Origin of the sequence: Aporhodopirellula rubra (assembly GCF_014192335.1) — a bacterium.
In the GTDB taxonomy this organism is placed as follows: Bacteria; Planctomycetota; Planctomycetia; order Pirellulales; family Pirellulaceae; genus Rhodopirellula; species Rhodopirellula rubra.
Genome location: NZ_JACHXU010000005.1, coordinates 209,160 through 230,478, shown reverse-complemented (window position 1 = coordinate 230,478; position 21,319 = coordinate 209,160). Strand labels below are relative to the sequence as shown.

The following is a 21,319-nucleotide window of genomic DNA, read 5'->3' as shown; positions in this document are numbered from 1 at the left end:
CGCCCTTTCGGTCAAACATGACGATGGATACTGCCTCGCAATACAATTTTTTATCCAATGGCTTTGGCGCGGGTGATGTGGAGCGTTTGAAAACTCATGTTCGCGAGCGGGTGCCGTTTTACGTTCGCATGCAGATTTCATCGTTCGAGGCTCGTGCGGCGTGCCTGTTGCACGCGTTGGTGAACGGCAATCGTCCTGATCCTCAGGCCTTTCATGCGTTCTTTTGCAGTTCGACATCGGAGTCCATTTCCGGGGCGTTGAAAGTGGTTCGCCACAACCATTTTGTTCGCCGGCCGAACCAGCCTCTCGTGACGGCGGTCTACGATCCGACCCATTGGCTGCAGCAGATGTTCGACCCGTTCTCTTTCGGTGTGGACGAAGCTCTCGTGCCCGGGTTGGTTTACTTCGACGATTTCGATCGTTTCTGTGCTTACGCAAGAGAGCAATCGCCATCGAGTCTTCTGATCCGGTACGCGGACCAGATATCCAGCGATTCGCTCAACGACGTCATCCGCCACGCGGCAGAGAATGAAATCTTTACGATTCTTGATGAGTCGACCACCGATTTGTCGGCCGGCGGACCTGTCGCGTCGCGTTTGAAGTGTTTGCCGAATGTGATCGCATTTGGCGAGAACCTAGCCGATCACAAGATCCCGGCCGGTTGCTTCTTGATGTCGAAGCCGATCTTTAAGGTGTGGGATAACGTCAAAGACTACAACCTGCACAGCAACACGTGGGGCGGCAACAGTGCGAGTCTCTCGACGATGTTGACTTACTTGCAGTCGACTCCAGGGTTTGCGGATCTGCCGCGTTCGGTCGCGGACTCAATGCAACAGGCGGTTGAATCGCATCCGGCGGCCACAAAGTTGTATGAAACGCACTGCAGCCCCAAAATGGCGACGATGTTAAACATCAGTGGCCTCAACAAAAACATCCGTTCGGCGTACGGGGCACGGATCACGACGGCGACGAGACGAGGCGACGAGAGTGTGATCGACGCATCCGGGACGTACGGCGTCAACCTGCACGGACACAATCCGGCGGACGTCGTCGACGCGGTGATGAACGATCACGATGAGAACCATGACTACTGGGCGGATCTGCAAACGCGTGTCCAAGAGAAGACCGGGTTTGCACATGTCATTCCCGCCGTCAGTGGTGCGACGTCGACGGAAGCTGCGTTAACGATGGCGTTGCTCGCGTCGGCTCCCAAGAAAAAGATCGTTGCGTTGAAGGGCGGATTCGGTGGTAAGACCCTGATTTCGTTAATCGCAACGTCACGCGATCGTTTCAAAATCCCGTTCGGGCCGCTGTATCCACACATCCATTATGTGGACCCGTTTGGTGACCAAGGCAAAAAGGAGTTGCTCGATCTGCTCGCAACGGACGACGTTGCAGTGGTTATTTTGGAAACCGTTCAAGGAGAGGGCGGCGTCAAAGCGTGCCCGCAAGAATTCTTGGATTTCTTAGTCACGCAAAAGAAGGAGCATGGATTCTTCATCGCCATCGACGAAATTCAAACGGGAATGTACCGAACCGGACGTTTTCTAAATCATCAAGGCAAGATCGCGGAAACGGACATCGTCTTGATGGGCAAGGCGATGAGCGATAACGTGTTTCCGGTTTCGGCAACTTTGGTGACCGACCAAGTCTACCAGCGAGCGAGCGAAACCAACGCCGCTGCGGTGGAACGATATGCAAACATGTATCGTTGTCAGTTCGGCGCCCACATGGCGCTCCACGCGATCGAAGCGGGGGAAACGCTCGGGCTCGCTGATCATGCCAAAGTCGCTGGAGAGCATTTTTTGAAGCGTTTGAGAGCGAAGTCGGGTGATCTAAAGTTTGTCAAAGAAGTTCGCGGTGAAGGGCTGATGATTGGGATCGAGTTTGAGGAATCAAAACTGCCGCGATTGCTCCGGGGCTCGTTCGGCGGTTTGATTGCATCACGCTGCGTCAACGATGCGCGACAACCCGTCTTGGTTGCGTTCAATCCCGACAAGCCATTCTTGATCCGTTTTGTTCCTCCCCTCTGCATCACGATTGACGAGATTGATGCGGTCATCGACACGTTTGTTCGAGCACTTCGGAGCGGTTTTGTTGGGCTGCTAAAACCGATTGTCGTCAATACGGTGAACTCTAAAATCGGACGCTTTTAGGTCAGGCCCTGCGCGTCATCCCTATTCGGTAATGCCGAGACAACAGCATTGACCGCTTAGTGCGAGTGACTCGATTCGGCGAGGTGAGCGTTCTGGGTGGCCCGGCAGAGGTCCATCAGAATCTGAGTTTCTTTGAAGAGATTGATCCACTGCATGTCCTCTTCGGACTCTTGCGCGACGATTCCGATTCGTGCCGCGGAATCAACGATGGGCATCAGGTAGTTCTCTTCCGCAATTTCGGCTAATTCAGCGGCGAGTTTTTGTAGACCTTCAATGTCTTGGGCGTCGATCGCGTCGGCAAGTTGTTCGATCTGTTGTCCGATTTTCAGTGCGAGGTGCTTCGGTACCGCGAGTGCGATTCCTCGGGAGGTTGGGTACCCGAGCGCCATGTCGTCGTTTCCGAGCACGGTCCGTTTGAGGAAGTGTTCGACCAATTCGGTGTCGAACTGAGTTCCTGCACAACGACGCAGTTCGAGAACGGCTTCTTCGCTGCTGCGCCCCTTACGATAGGTTCGGTCGGATGTGATCGAGTCGTACGTGTCCGCGATTTTGAGCAGTCGCGCCGAAATCGACATGCTCTTGAAATCGATCGGTCGGTTCGACCCACGGTCGCGTGACATGCTGTGGTGACTGCGGATGACGTTTTCGAGTTCGTCGCAGTGGAATGTTCCGGCGATGATATCGAGGCCGACGGTGTTGTGTCGACGCATGATCTTCCACTCGCTCTCGTCGAGCGGTCCTGGCTTATGCAGTACGGTGTCTGGAACGCCGATTTTGCCGATGTCGTGCAGCAATGCGGCGATCTCGAGCACGTAGGTTTCTCTCTGGCAGAGCAATCCGTCCGATGCTTTCACGCAAAGGTCGGCAACCCGTCGACTGTGTTCGGCCGTTGCCGGGTCTCGGTAGGCCAGAGCCGATACCAACGCGGTGACCGCGTGGAACGGTAGCTTCGCCAGATCAGGATCGGCGATGTCGGTGGTTTGAGGTTCTTCTTCACCGAGCACCGATACACGCTCGGGGTCATACACCACACTTTGGTTTCGTCCGCCACGTTTGGCGACATACAAACACTCATCGGCCTGGTTGATCAGGTCTTGGGTTTCGGCGGCGCCGAATCGGGTTTCGCTAACTCCGATTGACGCGGTCAAACGGAGTGCTTCCGGGTCGGCTAGGCGAACATTCATAATCGCCAGGCGTGTTCGTTCCGCCTCATCGAACGCCTGATCAAGATCAAATCCAGGCAGCATGACGCAGAACTCTTCGCCGCCGTAACGACAAACGATGTGTTGTTCTTCGAACATTTGACGTAGGACCGCCGAAACCGAACGAAGCACTTCGTCACCAGTGTGGTGACCGTAAGTGTCGTTCACGCTCTTGAAGTGATCGACGTCGACCATGAAGCACGACAGCGGACGGCCTTCGCGGCGGAACTGTTCGAGCATCGGTTCCATCCGCTCAAAGAACGCGCGACGGTTCAAACAACCCGTCAACGCATCGCGGGTGGCCAGGATTTCCAGTTCTTGGTTCTTCTTTTGGATTTCGTCTTTGCTCTTGCGGAGCATCGTCAACATGTTTTCAAGTTCGACCCGGTGTTTTTCAACGTGGGTGACGTCTTGGAAAGTGACCAGTGCACCCTTTTGCTTGTTGTCTTCGCCGATCGGCCCCGCGTTGACGCTGAACACACGGTGCACGCCATCACGTCCGGTCATACGGAGGATTTCCGCGGTGACGCTTTGACGTTCTTGAATCGCGCGGCTCCATGGGAAGACCCGTTTGGGCGAAGAGTCTCCGGTCGCGTTTCCAGGGAAGAACCACGGCAGGTCCGACGCCAATCGGTCGATCAGTTCTTCCATCTCGAAACCATTGATGGTCAGGAAGTTTTCGTTAGCGAGGACGATTTTCTCGGATCCGTCGAGGACTAGCAGGCCTTCCGCAAGCGTGTCGAGAGCTTGACGAACACGATCCGGAACGACTTGGGTGCGCGAGAACACACCCATGATTCGCATCATCAGCAGTGTGTAGGAGCCCATCCCACACGCGACGAAGAAGATAATGAATTTGGTGATTCCCGCGTCGAGCACGCCACCGAACAGTCCGGTCGGTGGGTTCCGGAAGCAAAATTCCAAGTTGCCCCAGTGTTGATTCTTCAACATGATCGGGATTTCTAAACACAGGTTGTCGTTGGTCTGTGTTGCCGGATCCGACGGTGCGCTGGCAGTGGCAGCCTCGTCGGTCTGCCCGGCACCGGTAAATTTCTTTGCGAGCGAGCGGATCTTTGCACGACCGTCTTCGGTGAAACTCAGACCCGAACGGCTGGAAGGTGCGTTCGTCTTTTTCGATGCCGATTGTCCACTTCGAACCCATTCCGGAACGTCGTCAACCACGATCGGTTTGGAACCGTCGGGGGCGTTGAGTTTTCTGGCTGCCTCCGGAGAATGCCAGCACCGCGTGTGATTGTCGGTCGCAATGCGCAGAACGCCCACGTCCGTCCGAATGCCAATTGAGAGCAATTGGTCGTCTTTGTTGACGATCGTGCGAAGCATCGAATCGAGAATCGGCCAACGCTGATTTCGGATGTCATCGAGCGTGCTGATGGCGATATTTTGACAGGTCTTTCGGCGCGCAATTTCCTGCTCGATGCGTGAATCGGGGATGAATCCGAACCACTGAGCACCGAGTATCAGTCCGATTCCGACGCACACAAGTGCGAACGCAAGTCGGAGCGATGCGAGGACTGCTTTGAACAAAAGTTTTGTACGAAAGAACGATCGAAGACGGTTAGTTGAGGCGACTTCCCGCACTGATTCGGTACTTTCGGCCATCGAAACCCGGGTGGGCTGTCGATCGCCTGAGTGGATTGTCCGCCAACAATCCCTGAATCCAGTTGAGAATATCTGGCAAACTCTTGGTCACAATTGTGCGTTTGCGTAAAATGCATGGTCTTCCAATCCTTTGAGTGGATTGGCGAACGTGTTTTGTGCCGATCATTCCGGTCAGACCAATTGGGGTGGCCCATTTCCGAGGCTAGACGATTCGGTAACCTATCTGTGTCGGCTCCCCACTGCTCGGTAGAACGAGGACGACCGGTCACATCGTTGGGAACCGGATTACCGGCGTGATCACGCTGCCCCGAACATCCCAATCCCCAAGGACGGACCTCAGATCAACCGACCCGACCCCAAAAATACTGTTGAACCAACTCCCGAATCCCCTTCGGAACTCTCCGAAGGAGTAGCTGGGGGTGCGACGTTCGAGTTCAAGGGCAATGCCCACGCGGCAGCCAAGGTGAAGACGTTCCCTCAGGAACCAGGCGTGTACCTCATGAAGGATGCCGCGGGGGTGGTGATCTATGTGGGAAAGGCGAAAAATCTAAGAAGTCGCGCGAGCAGCTATTTTCTCAAAGCGGCTTCCGAAGACGCCCGCACGGCGGACTGGATCAGCGACATTGCTGATATTGATTTTGTTCAGTGCGAGAGTGAAGTCGATGCGTTGTTGATGGAATCACGGTTGATCAAAGACATCCAGCCTCGCAACAACAAAGACCTCAAAGACGATAAGACGTTTCCGTACCTGATGATTACGACGCGAGAGGAATTCCCTCGTGTGGAAATCACACGCGAACCCAAGACCTCGGGAGTCAAACTGTACGGGCCCTTCACGAGCGCCGGGGCACTCCGAGGTGCGATTCAGGTGATGCAGCGGATCTTTAAGTTCCGCACTTGCACACTCGACATCAGCGAATCGGATGAAAAGTGGAAATGGTTTCGTCCCTGTTTGTTGGCCAGTATCGATCAATGCACGGCGCCGTGTAATTTCCGTATCAGCAAAGAAGACTATCGTCGCGACATCAAGAGGCTGCAGACGTTTCTCGATGGCGGGAAGACGAAACTGCTGAGAGAGTTAAACGCGGAAATGACCGCCGCGAGCAAAGAGTTGGATTTCGAACGCGCCGCGGTACTACGTGACGAAATCAAGATGCTCGAACGACTCAGCGAACGCGGCGAACTTGACACTCACGCACAACCAGAGGTTTTCTACATCGACCCGAAGAAGGGACTGACGGGTTTGAAAAAGGTTTTGAATCTCAGCGAGACTCCGCGGATCATCGAAGGCGTCGACATCGCGCATCTGGGAGGGAACGAAACCGTTGCTTCGTTGGTGCAGTTCATTGATGGGCTCCCGTTCAAACCGGGCTACCGCCGGTACAAGATCCAGGACGTCAAAGGCATCGATGACTTTCGCAGCATCTACGAGGTAGTCTCACGTCGGTTCCGCCGGCTCAGCGATGCCGGGGATCCCTTTCCCGACATTCTTTTGATCGACGGCGGGAAGGGGCAACTCAGTGCCGCCATGGCGGCTTTTCGCGATCAGGAAATCACGCCACCGACGGTGATCTCGCTGGCCAAACGCGATGAGGAGATTTTTCGTCCGGGGAATTCGGAGCCGCTGCGACTGAGCAAAAGTGCGTTTGCGCTGCGATTATTGCAGTATGTTCGGGACGAATCGCACCGATTTGCCCAACACTACCACCACATATTACGTAATAAATCTACTTTCGAACGTTGAACCTTTCCCGGCGGCAGAATGTCCCTTGTGGGATTAAAATGGTAACCTGCAGCCTCGTGGACGCACCCGGCGTCGCTCAAACCTCTCTTTCGGAGTCCCAATCCACCTCGTGTCTCATCAACACAAATCTTCGGACTTGATCTCTCTAGTCGATGACGGTCCCGAACGCAGCATCCTAGCGCGTCTTATCCTGCCCGGTTCGGTCGTCGAGGACGACCCGCTGGAGGAACTTCACGGTCTTGCGACCACCGCTGGCACCGAAGTCGTCGATGAATTGACGCAGCGCCGAGGAACCCCAGATCACTCGACGTATCTCGGTAAAGGCAAAGTGGAAGAGTTGCGATTGATGGTGGAACGCCATGAAGCGCACGTGATCTTCTTCGACAACGATCTCTCACCGGCGCAGGTTCGCAACCTCGAAAAAGCAACCAACGCGAAAGTGATTGACCGGACCGAGTTGATTCTCGATATCTTTGCCGCCGGGGCGCGGACACATGAATCGCGGCTCGCCGTTGAACTCGCTCAGCTCGAGTATTCGTTGCCGCGGCTGAAGCGAATGTGGACTCACCTGTCGCGGCAATCGATGGGCGTGGGCATGCGTGGTCCTGGTGAGAAGCAACTCGAGGTCGACCGGCGGTTGGCGCAGAAACGAATCCACGATTTAAAGATGGAACTCGAGAAAGTGGAATCGCGTCGTGAGCGGCAGGTTGCCGGACGCGACGAATTGCCAACGATCTCCTTGGTCGGATATACCAACGCCGGCAAGAGCACGTTGATGAACGCGTTAACTGAGGCGGGCGTTCTTGCGCAAGACAAATTGTTCGCAACGCTCGAAACGAGAACGCGACGATGGCACCTTCCTAATTGGGGACACGTGCTATTGAGTGACACGGTCGGATTCATTCGCGACCTGCCTCACTCTCTCGTTGCGAGTTTTAAGTCAACACTCGAAGAGACGCGTCAAGCTGATTTGTTGATGCACGTCGCCGACGCGAGTAGCCCCAACGTTTTCGAGCAAATCACCGCGGTCTTTCAGGTGCTCGAGGAACTCGGCATCCAAGAGAAAGACACGTTGCTGATTCTCAACAAGATCGACTCGATCCAAAGCCCGCGGATTCTCAACCGGGTTCTCGATCGATATCCCCATGCGATCCCCGTGAGTGCGAAGACCGGGAAAGGATTGATCCCGCTTTGCGAAGCGGTCGGCGAGGCCTTGTCGCGTGAATTTCTCGATGTGGAGGTCGACGTGTCGCACCATGATGGCAAACTCCTCGCGTACCTGTCCGCGAAGGGGAAGGTCGAGTCTCGCAAATTTCACGATTCGCACGTTACTGTCCGTGTTCGAATGCCCGCCGCCGCGATGGGCGAAGTCAATCGTTCGGCAATGCGTATCACGCCGACCCATTTGAAGCTCGCCGACGAACTCGCTAAACCGGAGGTTGAGGCGGTGTCAGATACGCAGAGTGCTCAGGCGGATGCCCACGACGCTGATACTCCTTCGAGTGAAGTGGCGTAGAACCAATGGCTGCGCCCTCGAAATCGAAACCGGCGCCGTGGACCAACCGACGCCGAAGATGGCGACCCGAAGGGAGTCTCGCGGTCGTGACCGGTGCCAGCAGTGGGATCGGCCGAGAACTCACGCTGCTGCTCGCGGGCAAAGGGTGCCGAGTGATTGCGGTGGCGCGTCGGCGGGAACGACTCGAGGAACTAGTCGCCGAGGCAAAACGTTTGTCACCGAAGGCAGAAGTCATTCCGATCGTTGGCGACGTCACCGACATGTCGGTCCGGGATCAGGCACTCGAGCAGGTACGCGTGCTTGGTGAGGGAAAGCTCGACTTACTCGTCAATAACGCGGGAGTGGGTGGGATAGGCCGGTTCATGGATGCCGATCCGGAAAGAATGCGTCAGATCATGGAGGTCAATTTCCACGCCCCGGTGGAGTGGACCCGCGGAGCGATGGAGATGTTGCGAAATGCAGCGAACGATTTCCCGACACGGCAATGTACGCCCGTGATTTGCAACATCGGTAGTGTTCTGGGGCACCGTGCGGTTCCTGAGAAGAGCGAGTATTGTGCGAGCAAATTCGCCTTGCATGGATGGAGCGATTCGATTCGCGCGGAACTGACGTCCGATGGTATCGCCGTCGTGTTGGTTAGCCCGAGCACCACGAAGAGCGAGTTTTTCGATTCACTTGTTGGAACGGAGGCGGGGCAAAAATCCAAGAGCTTCGGCAGTTGGCCGGCCGACCGTGTTGCCCGCGCCGCGTACGCTGCAATCGTGGCATGTCGATCCGAGGTGATACTCAGTTTGGGTGGCAAGGCTCTCGTATACTCAGACCGCCTCACGCCGCCCTTGGTCAACGCCATCCTCGCGCGGACAATCGAAAACGCCGACTGAAGCGGACGTTGCCAAACCGCCGTTCGGAGACGCGTCGAGTTGCAAAGCAGAGCACTCAAAGACCTTACCTGCTCAAGTTGAGCGGTTTGTGATTGTGATGCCGCTTCAAAATCGTTCGTCGCAGCCGTTTTTTCGCTGCAACGGCTAGATGTGTAACGCGTTCCCATTGTTCGTTGACGGCATTTTGCAGGCGGAGATCGCTACTTCGAGGGCCGATCCGACTGATGGTTCATACAAAATACAAAACTTTTCTATGAGATTGTGGTTTACTCGGGTATAAACGGCCCGTGAGGGTGTTTAATCCCCCGGAAGCTGTTTTTGTCCTTCCTCGCCCCCCGTTGTCCGAGCCGGTCTTCATGATGCCTCGCATCGAGTGAAACGAGCTGGCTCAATCTTTCATAAGAAAAATAGGTAGTGTTGCGATGAGACCTGCGCAGTCGTTTGCTCCCCGATTGATTGTCCTCGCCTTTTTCGTTCTGACACTCGCTTTTTCGGGTGACGCGAATTCGGAACCGGCACCCGCGAAAGCTCGGCCGTCCGGTGTGAAACTAGACAGCTTTCCCAAGGTTCTCAAACCTCTGCCCCAGCGGTTTGCTGATGCGGAAACGGCTGAAGTGCCTGACTTTCAGCGGCACGTGATGCCTTTATTGGGACGACTCGGTTGCAACGGACGGTCTTGCCACGGATCGTTTCAAGGCCGTGGTGGATTCCAGTTGTCGCTGTTTGGCTATGACTTCAAGGCGGACCACGAGGCCTTGTTGGATGAGAACTCTGGCCGAGTCGACGTTGATGATGTTGCCGAGAGTTTGATTTTGGCCAAGCCGATCGACGCTGACATGCACGAGGGCGGAAAGAGACTCGACGAGGGCAGTTGGCAGTACAACACGCTGCACCGGTGGATCGCATCGGGAGCGGCGACCGAGAGAGCGATTCAGACTTTGGAACGACTGGAGATTCAACCTGCCGAAATTCAGTTCAACACGGACGATCAGCAGCAGCAACTGACGGCGATTGCACATTGGGCCGACGGTTCGAAAGAGGACGTCACGGCGCTCTGTCGATTTGCGAGCAACGATGACGCGGTAGCTGCGATCGACGAATCCGGTCTCGTGGCCAGCGGGTTGTCGGGAGACACTCACGTGGTCGTCTCATACGACCGAGCCGTGGTGCCAATTGCCGTAACCCGCCGTGTGCAGGTTGATGCCGACATCGACGCCCCGCCCGGATCGAGTCATCCGGTCGATCGACTCATCGCTGCCAAACATGCGAAACTCGGAATTATCCCTTCGCCGATTTGCACGGACACAGAGTTTATTCGCCGTGCCAGTTTGGACATTACGGGAACGTTGCCCGCGGCCGAGGAGGTCCGGATCTTTCTGGCGAACGAAAACCCAAATAAACGAAAGGAGTTGATCGATGACTTGCTCGATGCGCCGGGGTATGCCGCATGGTGGGCGACTCGATTTGCGGATTGGACGGGCAACAATGAACAGGAACTCAACAACGTCTTGCCGATGCGAGGTGCTGCGTCGCGACTGTGGTACGAATGGCTCCGAGTGCGTCTCGACGACAACGTTCCTTATGATGAGATCGTGGAAGGGATCGTTACCGCGCAGAGCCGTCAGGAAGGGGAAGACTATCGCGAATATTGCGAGTCGATGACCGAGGCGTGCAAACCTGGAAACGAAAATCTGTTCGCCGCTCGCGACGGCATGCCGCTGTTCTGGGCACGTCGCAATTTTCAAAAACCTGAAGAACGGGCCATCGGCTTTGCCTACGCATTTTTGGGGATTCGGATCGAATGTGCTCAGTGTCACAAACACCCGTTCGATCAGTGGTCCAAGGATGACTTCGATCAGTTTTCCAAGATCTTTGCGAGCATCAACGCGAGAGGAAATACGGTTTCGAAAGAGGCCAATCCGATTCGCAAGGAGTTGCTCGACAACATCACCGGTGGGAAGAAACTGAACAACGGGGAATTACGCAAGCTGATCTATCGACGAGCCAACGAAGGGGCAATCGTTCCGTTTCCGGAATTGATCTATGTCAATCGCTCTGCTGCGGCACGTCAAAAGGCGGCGAAGCAAAATAAGAAACGCAAAGGCAGTGCGGTCGCAATCGAGGTGCCTAAGGGATACGTGCTCGGTCAAGCCGAACCGATCGAGTTGGATGACGACCCACGAGCGGAATTGATGCAGTGGATGCGTGATCCTGCGAATTCGTTTTTTGCACCTGCGATCGTGAACCGAGTTTGGTCGAACTATTTCGGTGTCGGGATCATCAATCCAACCGATGACATGAATCTTGCTAACCCGGCGAGCAACCAGCCTCTGCTGAAATATCTGTCGGATGGTTTTCGCGAGCATGGATTTGATCTGCATTGGCTGCACCGAGAGATCGTGACGAGCGATGCTTATCAGCGGAGCACAATCACCAACGCCAGCAATTCGCATGATCGACTGAACTTCAGTCGGCATGTACCACGGCGTTTGCCCGCCGAGGTGATTCGCGACGCGGTGTTATTGGCAACGCAGTCGACCGTTCAGACGCAGAAAATGCGATCGACGATGTCAGACATGGCGATTGCCGCCGACGTGCCTCAAAACCGCAATCAACGTGATTTCGCGTTGCAGGTGTTTGGACAGTCCGCGCGGGAGAGCAATTGTGATTGTGACCGGAGCGATTCGCCGAGTTTGTTGCAATCCATTTATCTCCGTAATGACATGGAAATGTATCAACAGCTCGCCTCCAAAAATGGGTGGGTTGCCCAAGCATGTGCGAGTCTCGGTGAAGCCGGCCCCGGGCAGGCATCCAATCCGCAAAAGGACCAAATCGCTCGTAAGGCAGAACAAAACCGAGTTCAAATGATCGCTCGTGTCAAACGTTACCTCGCACTCAATCCGAACCGCCGTGCCGGGCAACGTGAGAAGTTCGAGGAATCGTATAAGGCCATGCGAAAACGTTTTAAACAGTTTGGTTATGAAACGCCCTCACTGTCCGCGATTCTTGCCGATCCCGATGCGTGGCAACTCGTTTCGACTGGCAATGCGAACGCGAAAGAAGCCTCGGACTCTCTCGAGTCAATTGTCGAGGACGCTTATCTCCGGGCGCTCTCGCGAACACCTGATCGTGAAGAACTCGAGATTGCGATGCAGTACATCAACGATTCCGATTCCGTCGCCGATGGTCTTTCATCGGTCATGTGGGCGTTGGTGAACACCAAAGAGTTCATCATCACGCACTAATTCCCCGTCCTTACCTTGCAACCCCTCAGATCAAATATGCGATTGCACAAAACCTGTGATGGCGTTCGACGCCGCGACATTCTTCGAATGGGCACGCTCGGAACCGGCGCGGTCGGGATCGGCGGACTCACATTGCCTAACTGGTTACAAATGGCCGCGGCGGGCGAGGTCAGGCCCAATCACGCTCGGCGGGCGATCTTTATCGAACTCGTCGGTGGTCCGTCGCACATGGACACGTTCGACTTGAAACCGGACGCTCCTGATGCGGTGCGTGGTGCGTTTCGGCCCATCGAGACGAACGTACCCGGCGTCCGTATCTCGGAGCATTTGCCTCGGCTCGCGAATGTGGCGGACAAGTTCGCGATCCTTCGCGGTGTGTCGCACACATTGGCCGCTCACCAACTCGGCCGTGAATACGTGAATTCGGGGAGTCGCCCGATTCCAGCCTTATCGTTCCCGAGTTTCGGATCCGTTGTCTCAGCGGAACGCTCCTCCGACATCAATATCCCACCGCACGTTGCGATTCCCAGAGCGGGACACGGTCCGGGGTTTCTCGGACTGCAGAATGCGGCGCTGGAAACCAAGGCCGCTCCTCAATTTGGGAAACCGTTTTCGGTTCGTGGGATCTCACTGCCGGGCGATCTGACGGTCGATGAAGTTTCGCGGCGTCAGGATTTGCTCAAACGACTCGACCGACGTTTCGCCGAACTCGAAGAAGACGATCAGTTGTTGCAGGGCTTGTCGCGGTTCGGTGACCAAGCTTACGCGATGATCACGTCACCGCGGGCCCGCAAAGCGTTTGATATCAGTAAAGAGCCCGAGAGCTTTCGTTCTCAGTTCGGTGAAGACGCGTTCGGTCAGAGTTGTTTGCTGAGTCTTCGTTTAGTCGAGTCGGGCGTGAACTTTGTCTCGCTGCAATTGGGCGGTTGGGATACTCACCAAGACAACTTCACCAAGTTGAAGACGGACCTTCTTCCGAAGCTCGATTACGGTCTCAGCGGGTTGCTCACCGGTTTGGAACAACGTGGTCTGTTGGATTCGACGGCAGTCATGGTCACCGGTGAATTCGGCCGGACACCAAAAATCAATACTCGTAGCCAAGAGGGCGGTCGCGATCACTACCCGCGATGCATGTTCATGCTGATGGCAGGCGGCGATGTTCGCGGTGGGCAAGTGATCGGCGAGAGCGACGATACCGCCGCGGCGCCGCGACACGACGCAATCACACCGGATGACGTCGCCGCGAGTTTCTACCACAACCTCGGAATCGACCCGACAAAAGAGTTTAACTCGGATACCGGACGGCCGATTACGTTGGTCCGTAACGGTAAGGTCGTCGACGCTTTGTTCTCGTAACCAACACGATTGCTTTGCAATGTCGCGGTGAACTCAAACCGCCGGATCAGAATTTGGTCCGGCGGTTTTTTCGTTGGATGCATGGGGAGGTGTTTAGCGGTGCTGTCTTCGAATCGACATCGGCGGCCTCCGCCGGCTTGTTAAAAGAGACTCGCCGGTTCGGCTTTGAGAAGCTTCCGCAACGCGAACACGCCCGCGGCGTTACACATGAAGAGTGTCAGTACGAGCACCAACACGATCCACGTTGACGTCATTCGGATCGGAATGCTCGAGTAGTGCGACGTTGCGTAGTACAGAACGCAGGCGAGAAGTAAAGACGGAGGAAATGCGAGTAACGCTAACAGCGTTGATTGAGTCAGCAGTGTTTTGACGAGGTACGCGTTGCTGTATCCGATCGCTTTTAGCGTCGCGTATTCACTCAGGTGAGCCATCACATCGGACGCCAACACCATGTAACTGATCACGCCACCAACGACCACGCCGAGCACGACTCCGATTCCGAAAATCATCCCGATCGGAGTTTCAAAGTACCATCGGCCACGTTCGCGACTCATTGCTTCGTCGAGTGTCATCGGAACCGCTTGCGATGCCGGGCCGCCGAGCGATTTCAACCGTTGCTCAATCGCATGCAATCCTTCGTCGAGTTTCTCAGGGTTGGTCAGCGACACCAGGATCAGCGAAACGCGATTGCCTCGTGGTCCTGGCGTGAGTTCGTCGAACGTTTTTCGAGAACCCAACAAGGCACCATTGGCCGCCAAGCCCGTCCCCATCTCGAAGGTCCCTTTGATCGTCGCGGGACTGCCGGCCACGTCGGTGGTCGTGCCGATATCTGCGGAAGTGAATTTTTCGCCGTTACGCGGACCGAAACTCTTATTGCTCGCGTCATCGATTAAAACAGCCCCGGGGGGCCGCAATTGAGCGCGAACGGTTGGTGTCAGCTCAGGGAGTTCGAACGCGGGATCATCGAGATCAATTCCCATCAACGCGATCGCTCGAAAGGAATCATCGACCGGGCTTTGCCAAACCGTCACACCGATATCCAGCGGAACCGCAGCGCGAACTTCGGGGATGCCCTCGAGCCACTGAGGTAGATCACCCGGGAGCGTCGTCGGATCGTAGACGTTGAGATAGTCTTGAGACTGCACAAGGATGTCGCAATTCATCCGGCTCAGCACAACGGTCGCGGTATCACCCACGCTGCCGAGAAAACCGAGTTGCATGAACATTAACAGAATCGAGAACCCGATCCCGCCGAGTGAGACCGCGGTGCGAATTGGAGCGTCGGTTAGATTCTTCCACGCCAGCGAAGTCCTCCGAGCGGGTCTTCCGCGGAACGTTTTGCTCTCGGAAGTCGCCGAGGACTGGAGACTTGATTCACGCGAAAGTTTCGGAGACGCACCCGCACTCATGTCGACGTCGCGTCATCAGTTGCCGGAGCCGAAGTGGACGTCCGTTTGGCCGAATCGGACGCGTCGGTAAAGATCGTCACTTCGACTTGCATGCGGATTCGCTCTGCCGCGATCGCGTTGTCTTCCGGTGAGATTTGGATGGTCACCTCGGCGGTGTGTCGATCCACGGGCTCCATCGGGAACGGACTCGGCATACTCGGCGAGGCGATCAAATGATGAATCTGTCGTACCGTGCCGTGCAGTTGATTGGCCAGTCCAGGGCTGCTGATTTCGGCGGATTGGCCAACCTCAATACGTCCTAAGTCGGCCACGTTGACTTCCGCGATGCAGACCATTTGGCCGGTGTCGGCCATGTGCATCAACGGCATCGTCGTGGTGGCTTGACCGGGCATCGTATCGATTTTGAGAATACGCCCCGAGATCGGACTGACCAGCTTGGCCGTCTCGATATTCAATCGCAACAGTTCGATTTGTTTTTCGAGCGACGACAACGATGCTGACGCTTCGGCCGCGAGGATGGATTTTTCCGCGGCAACAATCTCCTGCGTCGCAGCTTGGACGGCCAAGTCTGCTGTTTCGATTGCGTTACGAGCGTCGATGCGGGCGGCTTCGTATTGGGCTCGCGTTTCGCTGATTTTCAGCGACTCTTCTTCGAGTTTGTTTTCAGACACCAGACGTTGGGTCGATGGGTTGTCCGACGCGTTTCGCAGGCGGCTGAGTTTGCGTTCACCCAATTCGGCGGCTCTTCGCAGCAGGTCCAAACTGCCGCCAGGGCTTTCGGCGATGTCGAGTTTGGTGCGAGATTGTTCCAGTTGGTTTTTCGCTTGTCTGAGCTTCGTCTGGGCAACCTTCAGACGAGCTTGAGCGGCCGCTTTCTCCGCCGCGAGCCGAGATTTTCCTTCCTCGAGTTTAGTTTCGGCGACGTCCAGTTCGATCGTCTTGACTTTGAGGCTTTCCAACTGCACGAGCAGGTCGCCTGCCGAAACAACGTCACCTTCGCGAACGGGGATCTCGACGACTCGGTCGCCGGGCGGCGCGATGACCGAAAGCACTCCGCCGAGAGGCTCGAGTTGGCCCTGGGCGACTACTTGGGTGAGCACTGCCGGGGCATCGTTACCGGCGCCGGAGGACCCGTCGGCCGACGATTTGCCGGAAAGGGAGTTGGGCAACCGGACATCGCAACCAACGTGCGTCAAACCGCAGGACACGGCGAGTAGCGGGCCGATCAGCAGGGACCTGTGGATGATGGGAAACCGCATGGATACTCAGTGAACCGAAAGAAAAACGAGTGGAATCAGAAAAAGCCCATACCTGACCAGATAGAGTAATTCAGAATGGGGACACGCGGCAGAAAATGACGAAAAGTCTGTACCCGCACGACCTAAGGTAAGTTAACGTAGTCGCAACGCTTTTTACTATCTCCCGTTACATGAAAGACAGCGTGAACCGCGAAAACGGCAAAACGAGAGCCGCTGATACTGTTCGATCGGCCCGCGATTCGGCGACTGGCAAGCTTTTTCAACGCTTTAAATCAAAAAGTGTCGAGGCAGATCGCAGTTTTGACGGGTCCGCGCTCATTGACGTTTGTGGCATCAACCACTTTTTCGGCAGCGGCGACGCCCGGAAACAGGTGCTCTACGACAACAATCTGCAGGTCCAGCCTGGCGAGATCGTGATCATGACCGGGCAGAGCGGCTCGGGAAAAACCACGCTTTTAACGCTCATTGGCACGATACGGCGGATCCAGGAAGGCCAGATCCACATTCTCGGCGAGCCGATGAAGGACGCCAGTTCGGCGAAAATTAACTCCATTCGCAAGCGTCTCGGCTTTATTTTTCAGGCTCACAACCTTTTCGGGTCGCTGACCGCTCTGCAAAACGTACGAATGGCGTTGGAGCTGCAGGCCGACGGAATGCCGCGCAGCGAACAGAATCGCCGCTGCGAAGAAATGCTAGTCGCGGTCGGTCTGGGCGAACGAATCCACTACAAGCCCAAAAGTCTATCGGGGGGGCAGAAACAAAGGGTGGCGGTTGCCCGAGGCCTCGTCCACCAACCCGAAATCCTGTTGGCAGACGAACCGACCGCGGCACTGGACAAAGATTCGGTACGCCAAGTCGTTGAGTTGTTCCAAAAGGAAGCTCGAGAACGGGGCACGGCGATCGTCATCGTCACGCACGACAACCGAATCCTCGATGTCGCCGACCGAATCGTCAAAATGGACTTCGGAAATATCGCTCAGGATACGAACCTCGATGAAGCCGCACTGCTCGGTAAAATGCTGCATCGCTGCGATCTGTTTTCACTCGTGTCGGTAGGTACGTTGACCACGATCGCTCGCAAAATGAAGCGAGAAGAGCACGCTCCAGGCGATCGAATCGTTACCTATGGAGACGTCGGGGACCGTTTTTACTTGATCCGCGAAGGAGAAGTCGTGGTCCGCCGACCACCGTTGCCGACGGATCCGGCCAGTATCGAGAGTCAGGAATTCACGGAAGTCGCACGACTCACCGAAGGCGATTTTTTTGGCGAAACAGCGCTGCTGACTGGGGACACTCGGAACGCTCACGTCGACGCGACGACCGACACGGTGACCTACAGCCTCGACGCGGCGACATTCAAGGAAGTCAAAGCGGGGCAGAAATCGCTCGAAGAGGAAGTCCGAAGCAGTGTCTTCTCGGAATAGTGATGTTTTGCAGAAGACGGTCGCCCCATCTTGACGATTACGAAGACGGCGTCAAAATACGATGCTCCCAACCGGAACCGGTTGGCGACCAAGGAGGATAAGCGAATTGGCAAGCAGGTTGATTCGAAATCAATTGCTCCGTAAGGAGTTGCGGGTTCGAGTCCCGTGTCCTCCGCTCTTTCAAAAGCACCGTCTGAAACCACTTTTTCAGACGGTGCTTTTTTATTGGTACACCGCTTTGTGCCAAGATCGTAGTTTTGGCACTGACTCGCTGCCGTTAGCTGGCTTTCGCAAGGTCGTTGTCTTCGCATTGTGCTTTTCTGGTTTGGGTGCATCGCCATCGTTGCCATTCACCAACGCCTCCCTGGTGAGCGTGCGTGATCCAGTCGGCGTGCGAGGTCGTCGATTCCCAGGCCTCGGTTTGATGGATCTGCGAATGGGAACTGCCGTTGCCCTCTCCACCGTACTGGCCGCTTACGTAGCTGTAGTCGTGATCGGTGTCGTAAACCTTATCCAGCGTATACTCACCCTTGCTGTGGCCGGTCGACTCGTTGGATTTGTGTCCCCAAGTTTGAGAAGCCTGGCCGGTGGCCGATGCACTGCCGGTGTAGTCGATCTCGTCCCACGTACTGGACGCTTCGCCGCTCTCGTCGATCCGTTTAAGGTACAGCTGGCGTTCGTGTTAGTTTCGCTCGGTGACCTGCCTCCTCAGCGTCACCGTGACCAAACGAAATTGCCGGTTGAGTCTCGCATCGCTCGAGAGCGTTTGTCTGCATCCAAGACCATGCTGAGCGAATTGGAACCTTCGCCACGCGACGCCAGTGAGGTTGCCGTGCTGCGAGCGCGGATTCATCTTGCGGATTCGTGTCGGGCGACGCGGCTAGTCATTCGACAGTTAGAATAATTGTCAGCCACCGAGATTTTGCGTGAACGCCTGACTCAAACCCCAAACGATTCTCGCGTTCGGTTTGCTTTGGTTGAGGTTCTCGCCAGCGTCAGTTTACGACGTCAGTTTGGTTCACGACAATTGATTCATGAGGTGGACGAGCGATTGAATGAAGCGCTTTCCGAGTTGCAGCCTCTTCGGTCTATCAATCCAAAAACTCAATTGTTCGCAGTCTCCGATGTGCACATTCTGCACGAACTATTGAGTCTTGAACGTCTCGATGACGACCTCGCACTCGAACGGGACCGATTGAAAAATGCGATTGCCATCCAGTCGTCTTTGGTCGATTCATCGCCAGACAGCATGCCCCATCGATGCTGGCGAGCGTTGCTGTACCGAAGTCTCGCTGACGTTAATCGGCGGCAAGGTGACGAAGATGGAGAGCGTGAAGCGATTTCCGCCGCAGTGGCTGACCTAAAGTCGATCACGCCAGAATCGAAAACGCATCCCTTCGCCGCTCAGGCTCAGCAGGTCATCGACGAGTTGGTGGATAGGGGAAAAGACGACGCATCTGGCGATGGTGTTTTGTAGGTTAATCCGAAAGCGTTTGGTGTCAGTTAGTGGTCACGCAGACGTTGCCACACGGCGGTTTGCCGACGAAAACCGATTTGCCGTTGAGGATTGTTTGTCGCTGCAAGTGTGTGCTTCACTCAAATTCATGTGCAGGCAATCGTTCTGATCCAGAGCATTTTCATCTTGTCGTAGCCACCGTCGTGAGACGGTGGGCCGTGTCTTGGCGAACGCAGCGGCTCCTAAAAAAATTACTCAAAGGCAGAAATCTCTAGCCTGCATTTTGAGGGACTACACGGATGCACGGGGCGTTGTGATCGCACTGGGCTCTGACATAGATGCGACGCGCTTTATTGCGGTTGTTTAAGTTGGTTCCACCAAAGGACGACGGACGAGCGATCTTCGTTGTGCATGAATTCGCCGACCGCGAAGTCCAGATCACCGTCTTGATCGAAATCCCCGACTTCGAGAGCCGCTCGCGACGTCGCACCCGTCTCGATCGGGTAGCGAATGAACTGCCCACCTGATTGTTCGAGAAAGATTACGCTATCGAGTTCAAAGTCGGCTGGGTTTTCGATCTTACTCGGCAACAACGAGACGGCGATGATGTCTAAATCTCCGTCGCCATCGAAATCGCCGGGGAGGGCTCGGCTGACGCCTGGCATTTTGGTGATTTCGTGATGGACAAACGGGAACTGACCTCGATTCTCCAACCACTGAATCGAATGGTAGGGTTTGAGCAGATGGTCGTCGAATGAATCGCCGTTCGAATACAAAACGTCCATGTCGTTGTCACCATCGAGGTCAACGAGTTCGATTCCGCTGGACCCGTATGAAGGATAGCCGGGTTCCCAAACGAGTTTTCGTTCAAACGTCCCGTTCCCGGTGTTTAAGAACGCCACCACTTGCTCATGCTCCTGGCTGAAGACGGTGACAAAGTCGAGCTTTCCGTCAACGTTGAGATCGCATTTTTGAATTTGAATCGCACCCGATCGCTCGTCCAAAATCTCGGCTTCGAATTTAGCGATTCCATCTTCGCTCGTTTTATTTCTTAGAATGGTTAGGCTTCCCGTCTCACGCCATCCGAACTCCGACACCAAAATATCGATGCGTGAGTCCGAGTCGAAATCTCCAGTCTCCAGCATTGCAACGCGGCCCACGTTGCGTAGCAGAATTTCTTTCATCCAATTGCCTTGGTCGTCTCTTTTTAGATGATAGACCTTACCCTTGTGATGGTCTGAGGGTTGAAAGGAACCAAGGTCGGCGACTAGGAACTCGATCCCGCCGTTGCCATCTAGGTCAACGGGTTCCACGAACGCGATGTTGTGAAATTTCTCGAGTACTTCGTAAGGCAATTCGCCGTCAGTCTGTGATGCCGTCGACACGTCCAAAGGCAGCCGCGCAAGGTAGCCTCGCCGCATCTCACATGCGTATAAACCTGCTACGTCACGCAACACATCTGGCAAGTCGCTCGGACGAGTTGTGTCGGACGAGGTAGTCGGCGTTACGATTGTTTCGGGCAGCCATCGTAGGTTGGAGATGGTCATCGGTCTGTCTTCGATGACGAGTGGGAATTCTTGCCGGGCGAATTCTATCGGAGCCTTCGCGTCTGTATTGTTAGGCGGAGGGATCGTGAGTTCGTCCGGTGCGGAGTCTTGGAAATAACGCAGCACTGCATCTTTGGGACGCGGGATCCGCAAGTCGTTTCTGCCCGACTTAAAGAACAGTCGAAAGCCCTGGTCCACTTCTTCAGGCCAATTGCTTTTCGCAAAGCTGCTCGGCCGCGGAACGCCATGGCATGCGCCGCAAAAGTTTTCAACCGTCTCGGCAAAGTCAGCTTTCGCATCGGCCTCTGCCTGCGCTGCTTCTCGCAAGGTTGATTCGCTCGGCGGTTCAGGCTCTGACACACGGTGGCAGCCTACGAGTGGTGCCGAGACGAATAGAAAACTGATGACACACGCGTGCCATCGGAACCGAGATATGAACGTCGTCCATAACCGCACGATACGTCTCCGAATATGAACGAAGTCTGATTTGAAAGAGGAGTTTGA

The 21,319-nt window shown here is 55.4% G+C and carries 13 protein-coding genes and 1 tRNA gene; 10 read left to right on the top strand and 4 right to left on the bottom strand.

Features of this window, described 5'->3' with window-relative positions; translation table 11 throughout:
- Positions 1-17: 17 nt before the first annotated feature.
- On the top strand, positions 18-2,156 hold the full coding sequence (locus FHS27_RS08915; protein WP_184304298.1) for an aspartate aminotransferase family protein: 2,139 nt from the start codon (positions 18-20) through the stop codon (positions 2,154-2,156).
- Between the two features lie 56 nt (positions 2,157-2,212).
- Here FHS27_RS08915 and FHS27_RS08910 read toward each other — a convergent pair whose 3' ends face one another.
- Entirely contained in the window at positions 2,213-4,858 is a 2,646-nt protein-coding gene (locus FHS27_RS08910) for a diguanylate cyclase (protein WP_184304541.1), read from the bottom strand.
- A gap of 583 nt (positions 4,859-5,441) precedes the next feature.
- Here FHS27_RS08910 and FHS27_RS08905 point away from each other — a divergent pair.
- The 5 genes from FHS27_RS08905 to FHS27_RS08885 all read left to right on the top strand — a co-directional run bounded on the left by FHS27_RS08905 (position 5,442) and on the right by FHS27_RS08885 (position 13,720).
- On the top strand, positions 5,442-6,722 hold the full coding sequence (locus tag FHS27_RS08905; protein WP_184304296.1) for an excinuclease ABC subunit UvrC: 1,281 nt from the start codon (positions 5,442-5,444) through the stop codon (positions 6,720-6,722).
- A 109-nt stretch (positions 6,723-6,831) separates the two neighbouring features.
- Positions 6,832-8,238, top strand: a complete 1,407-nt coding sequence (gene hflX / locus FHS27_RS08900) for a GTPase HflX (protein WP_184304294.1) — start codon at positions 6,832-6,834, stop codon at positions 8,236-8,238.
- 5 nt (positions 8,239-8,243) lie between these two features.
- On the top strand, positions 8,244-9,119 hold the full coding sequence (locus FHS27_RS08895) for an SDR family NAD(P)-dependent oxidoreductase (protein ID WP_184304292.1): 876 nt from the start codon (positions 8,244-8,246) through the stop codon (positions 9,117-9,119).
- A 422-nt stretch (positions 9,120-9,541) separates the two neighbouring features.
- Positions 9,542-12,364, top strand: coding sequence for a DUF1549 and DUF1553 domain-containing protein (locus FHS27_RS08890; RefSeq protein WP_184304289.1), 2,823 nt, complete (start codon positions 9,542-9,544; stop codon positions 12,362-12,364).
- Between the two features lie 36 nt (positions 12,365-12,400).
- Positions 12,401-13,720 carry a DUF1501 domain-containing protein gene (locus FHS27_RS08885; protein WP_184304287.1) on the top strand — a complete coding sequence of 440 codons (1,320 nt, stop codon included), beginning with the start codon at positions 12,401-12,403 and terminating at the stop codon, positions 13,718-13,720.
- A 140-nt stretch (positions 13,721-13,860) separates the two neighbouring features.
- Here FHS27_RS08885 and FHS27_RS08880 read toward each other — a convergent pair whose 3' ends face one another.
- Together FHS27_RS08880 and FHS27_RS08875 are read right to left on the bottom strand one after the other, a co-directional pair.
- Positions 13,861-14,946: an FtsX-like permease family protein gene (locus FHS27_RS08880; protein WP_246419321.1), complete on the bottom strand. Its 1,086-nt coding sequence runs from the start codon at positions 14,944-14,946 to the stop codon at positions 13,861-13,863.
- A 179-nt stretch (positions 14,947-15,125) separates the two neighbouring features.
- Entirely contained in the window at positions 15,126-16,388 is a 1,263-nt protein-coding gene (locus FHS27_RS08875; protein ID WP_184304283.1) for an HlyD family efflux transporter periplasmic adaptor subunit, read from the bottom strand.
- 182 nt (positions 16,389-16,570) lie between these two features.
- Here FHS27_RS08875 and FHS27_RS08870 point away from each other — a divergent pair, with 182 nt between their 5' ends.
- The 4 genes from FHS27_RS08870 (at position 16,571) to FHS27_RS08855 (ending at position 19,289) form a co-directional block, all read left to right on the top strand.
- A complete protein-coding gene (locus FHS27_RS08870) occupies positions 16,571-17,812 on the top strand; it encodes an ATP-binding cassette domain-containing protein (RefSeq protein ID WP_390853012.1) in 1,242 nt (413 codons plus the stop codon).
- 92 nt (positions 17,813-17,904) lie between these two features.
- Positions 17,905-17,987 (top strand) — tRNA-Ser (locus FHS27_RS08865).
- 198 nt (positions 17,988-18,185) lie between these two features.
- Positions 18,186-18,716, top strand: coding sequence for a hypothetical protein (locus tag FHS27_RS08860; protein ID WP_221224969.1), 531 nt, complete (start codon positions 18,186-18,188; stop codon positions 18,714-18,716).
- Positions 18,717-19,289 carry a hypothetical protein gene (locus FHS27_RS08855; RefSeq protein ID WP_184304269.1) on the top strand — a complete coding sequence of 191 codons (573 nt, stop codon included), beginning with the start codon at positions 18,717-18,719 and terminating at the stop codon, positions 19,287-19,289.
- A gap of 329 nt (positions 19,290-19,618) precedes the next feature.
- Here FHS27_RS08855 and FHS27_RS31540 read toward each other — a convergent pair whose 3' ends face one another.
- The gene (locus FHS27_RS31540; protein WP_184304267.1) at positions 19,619-21,175 is read right to left on the bottom strand and encodes an FG-GAP repeat domain-containing protein; all 1,557 of its coding nucleotides are present in this window, start codon (positions 21,173-21,175) and stop codon (positions 19,619-19,621) included.
- Positions 21,176-21,319: the final 144 nt, after the last annotated feature.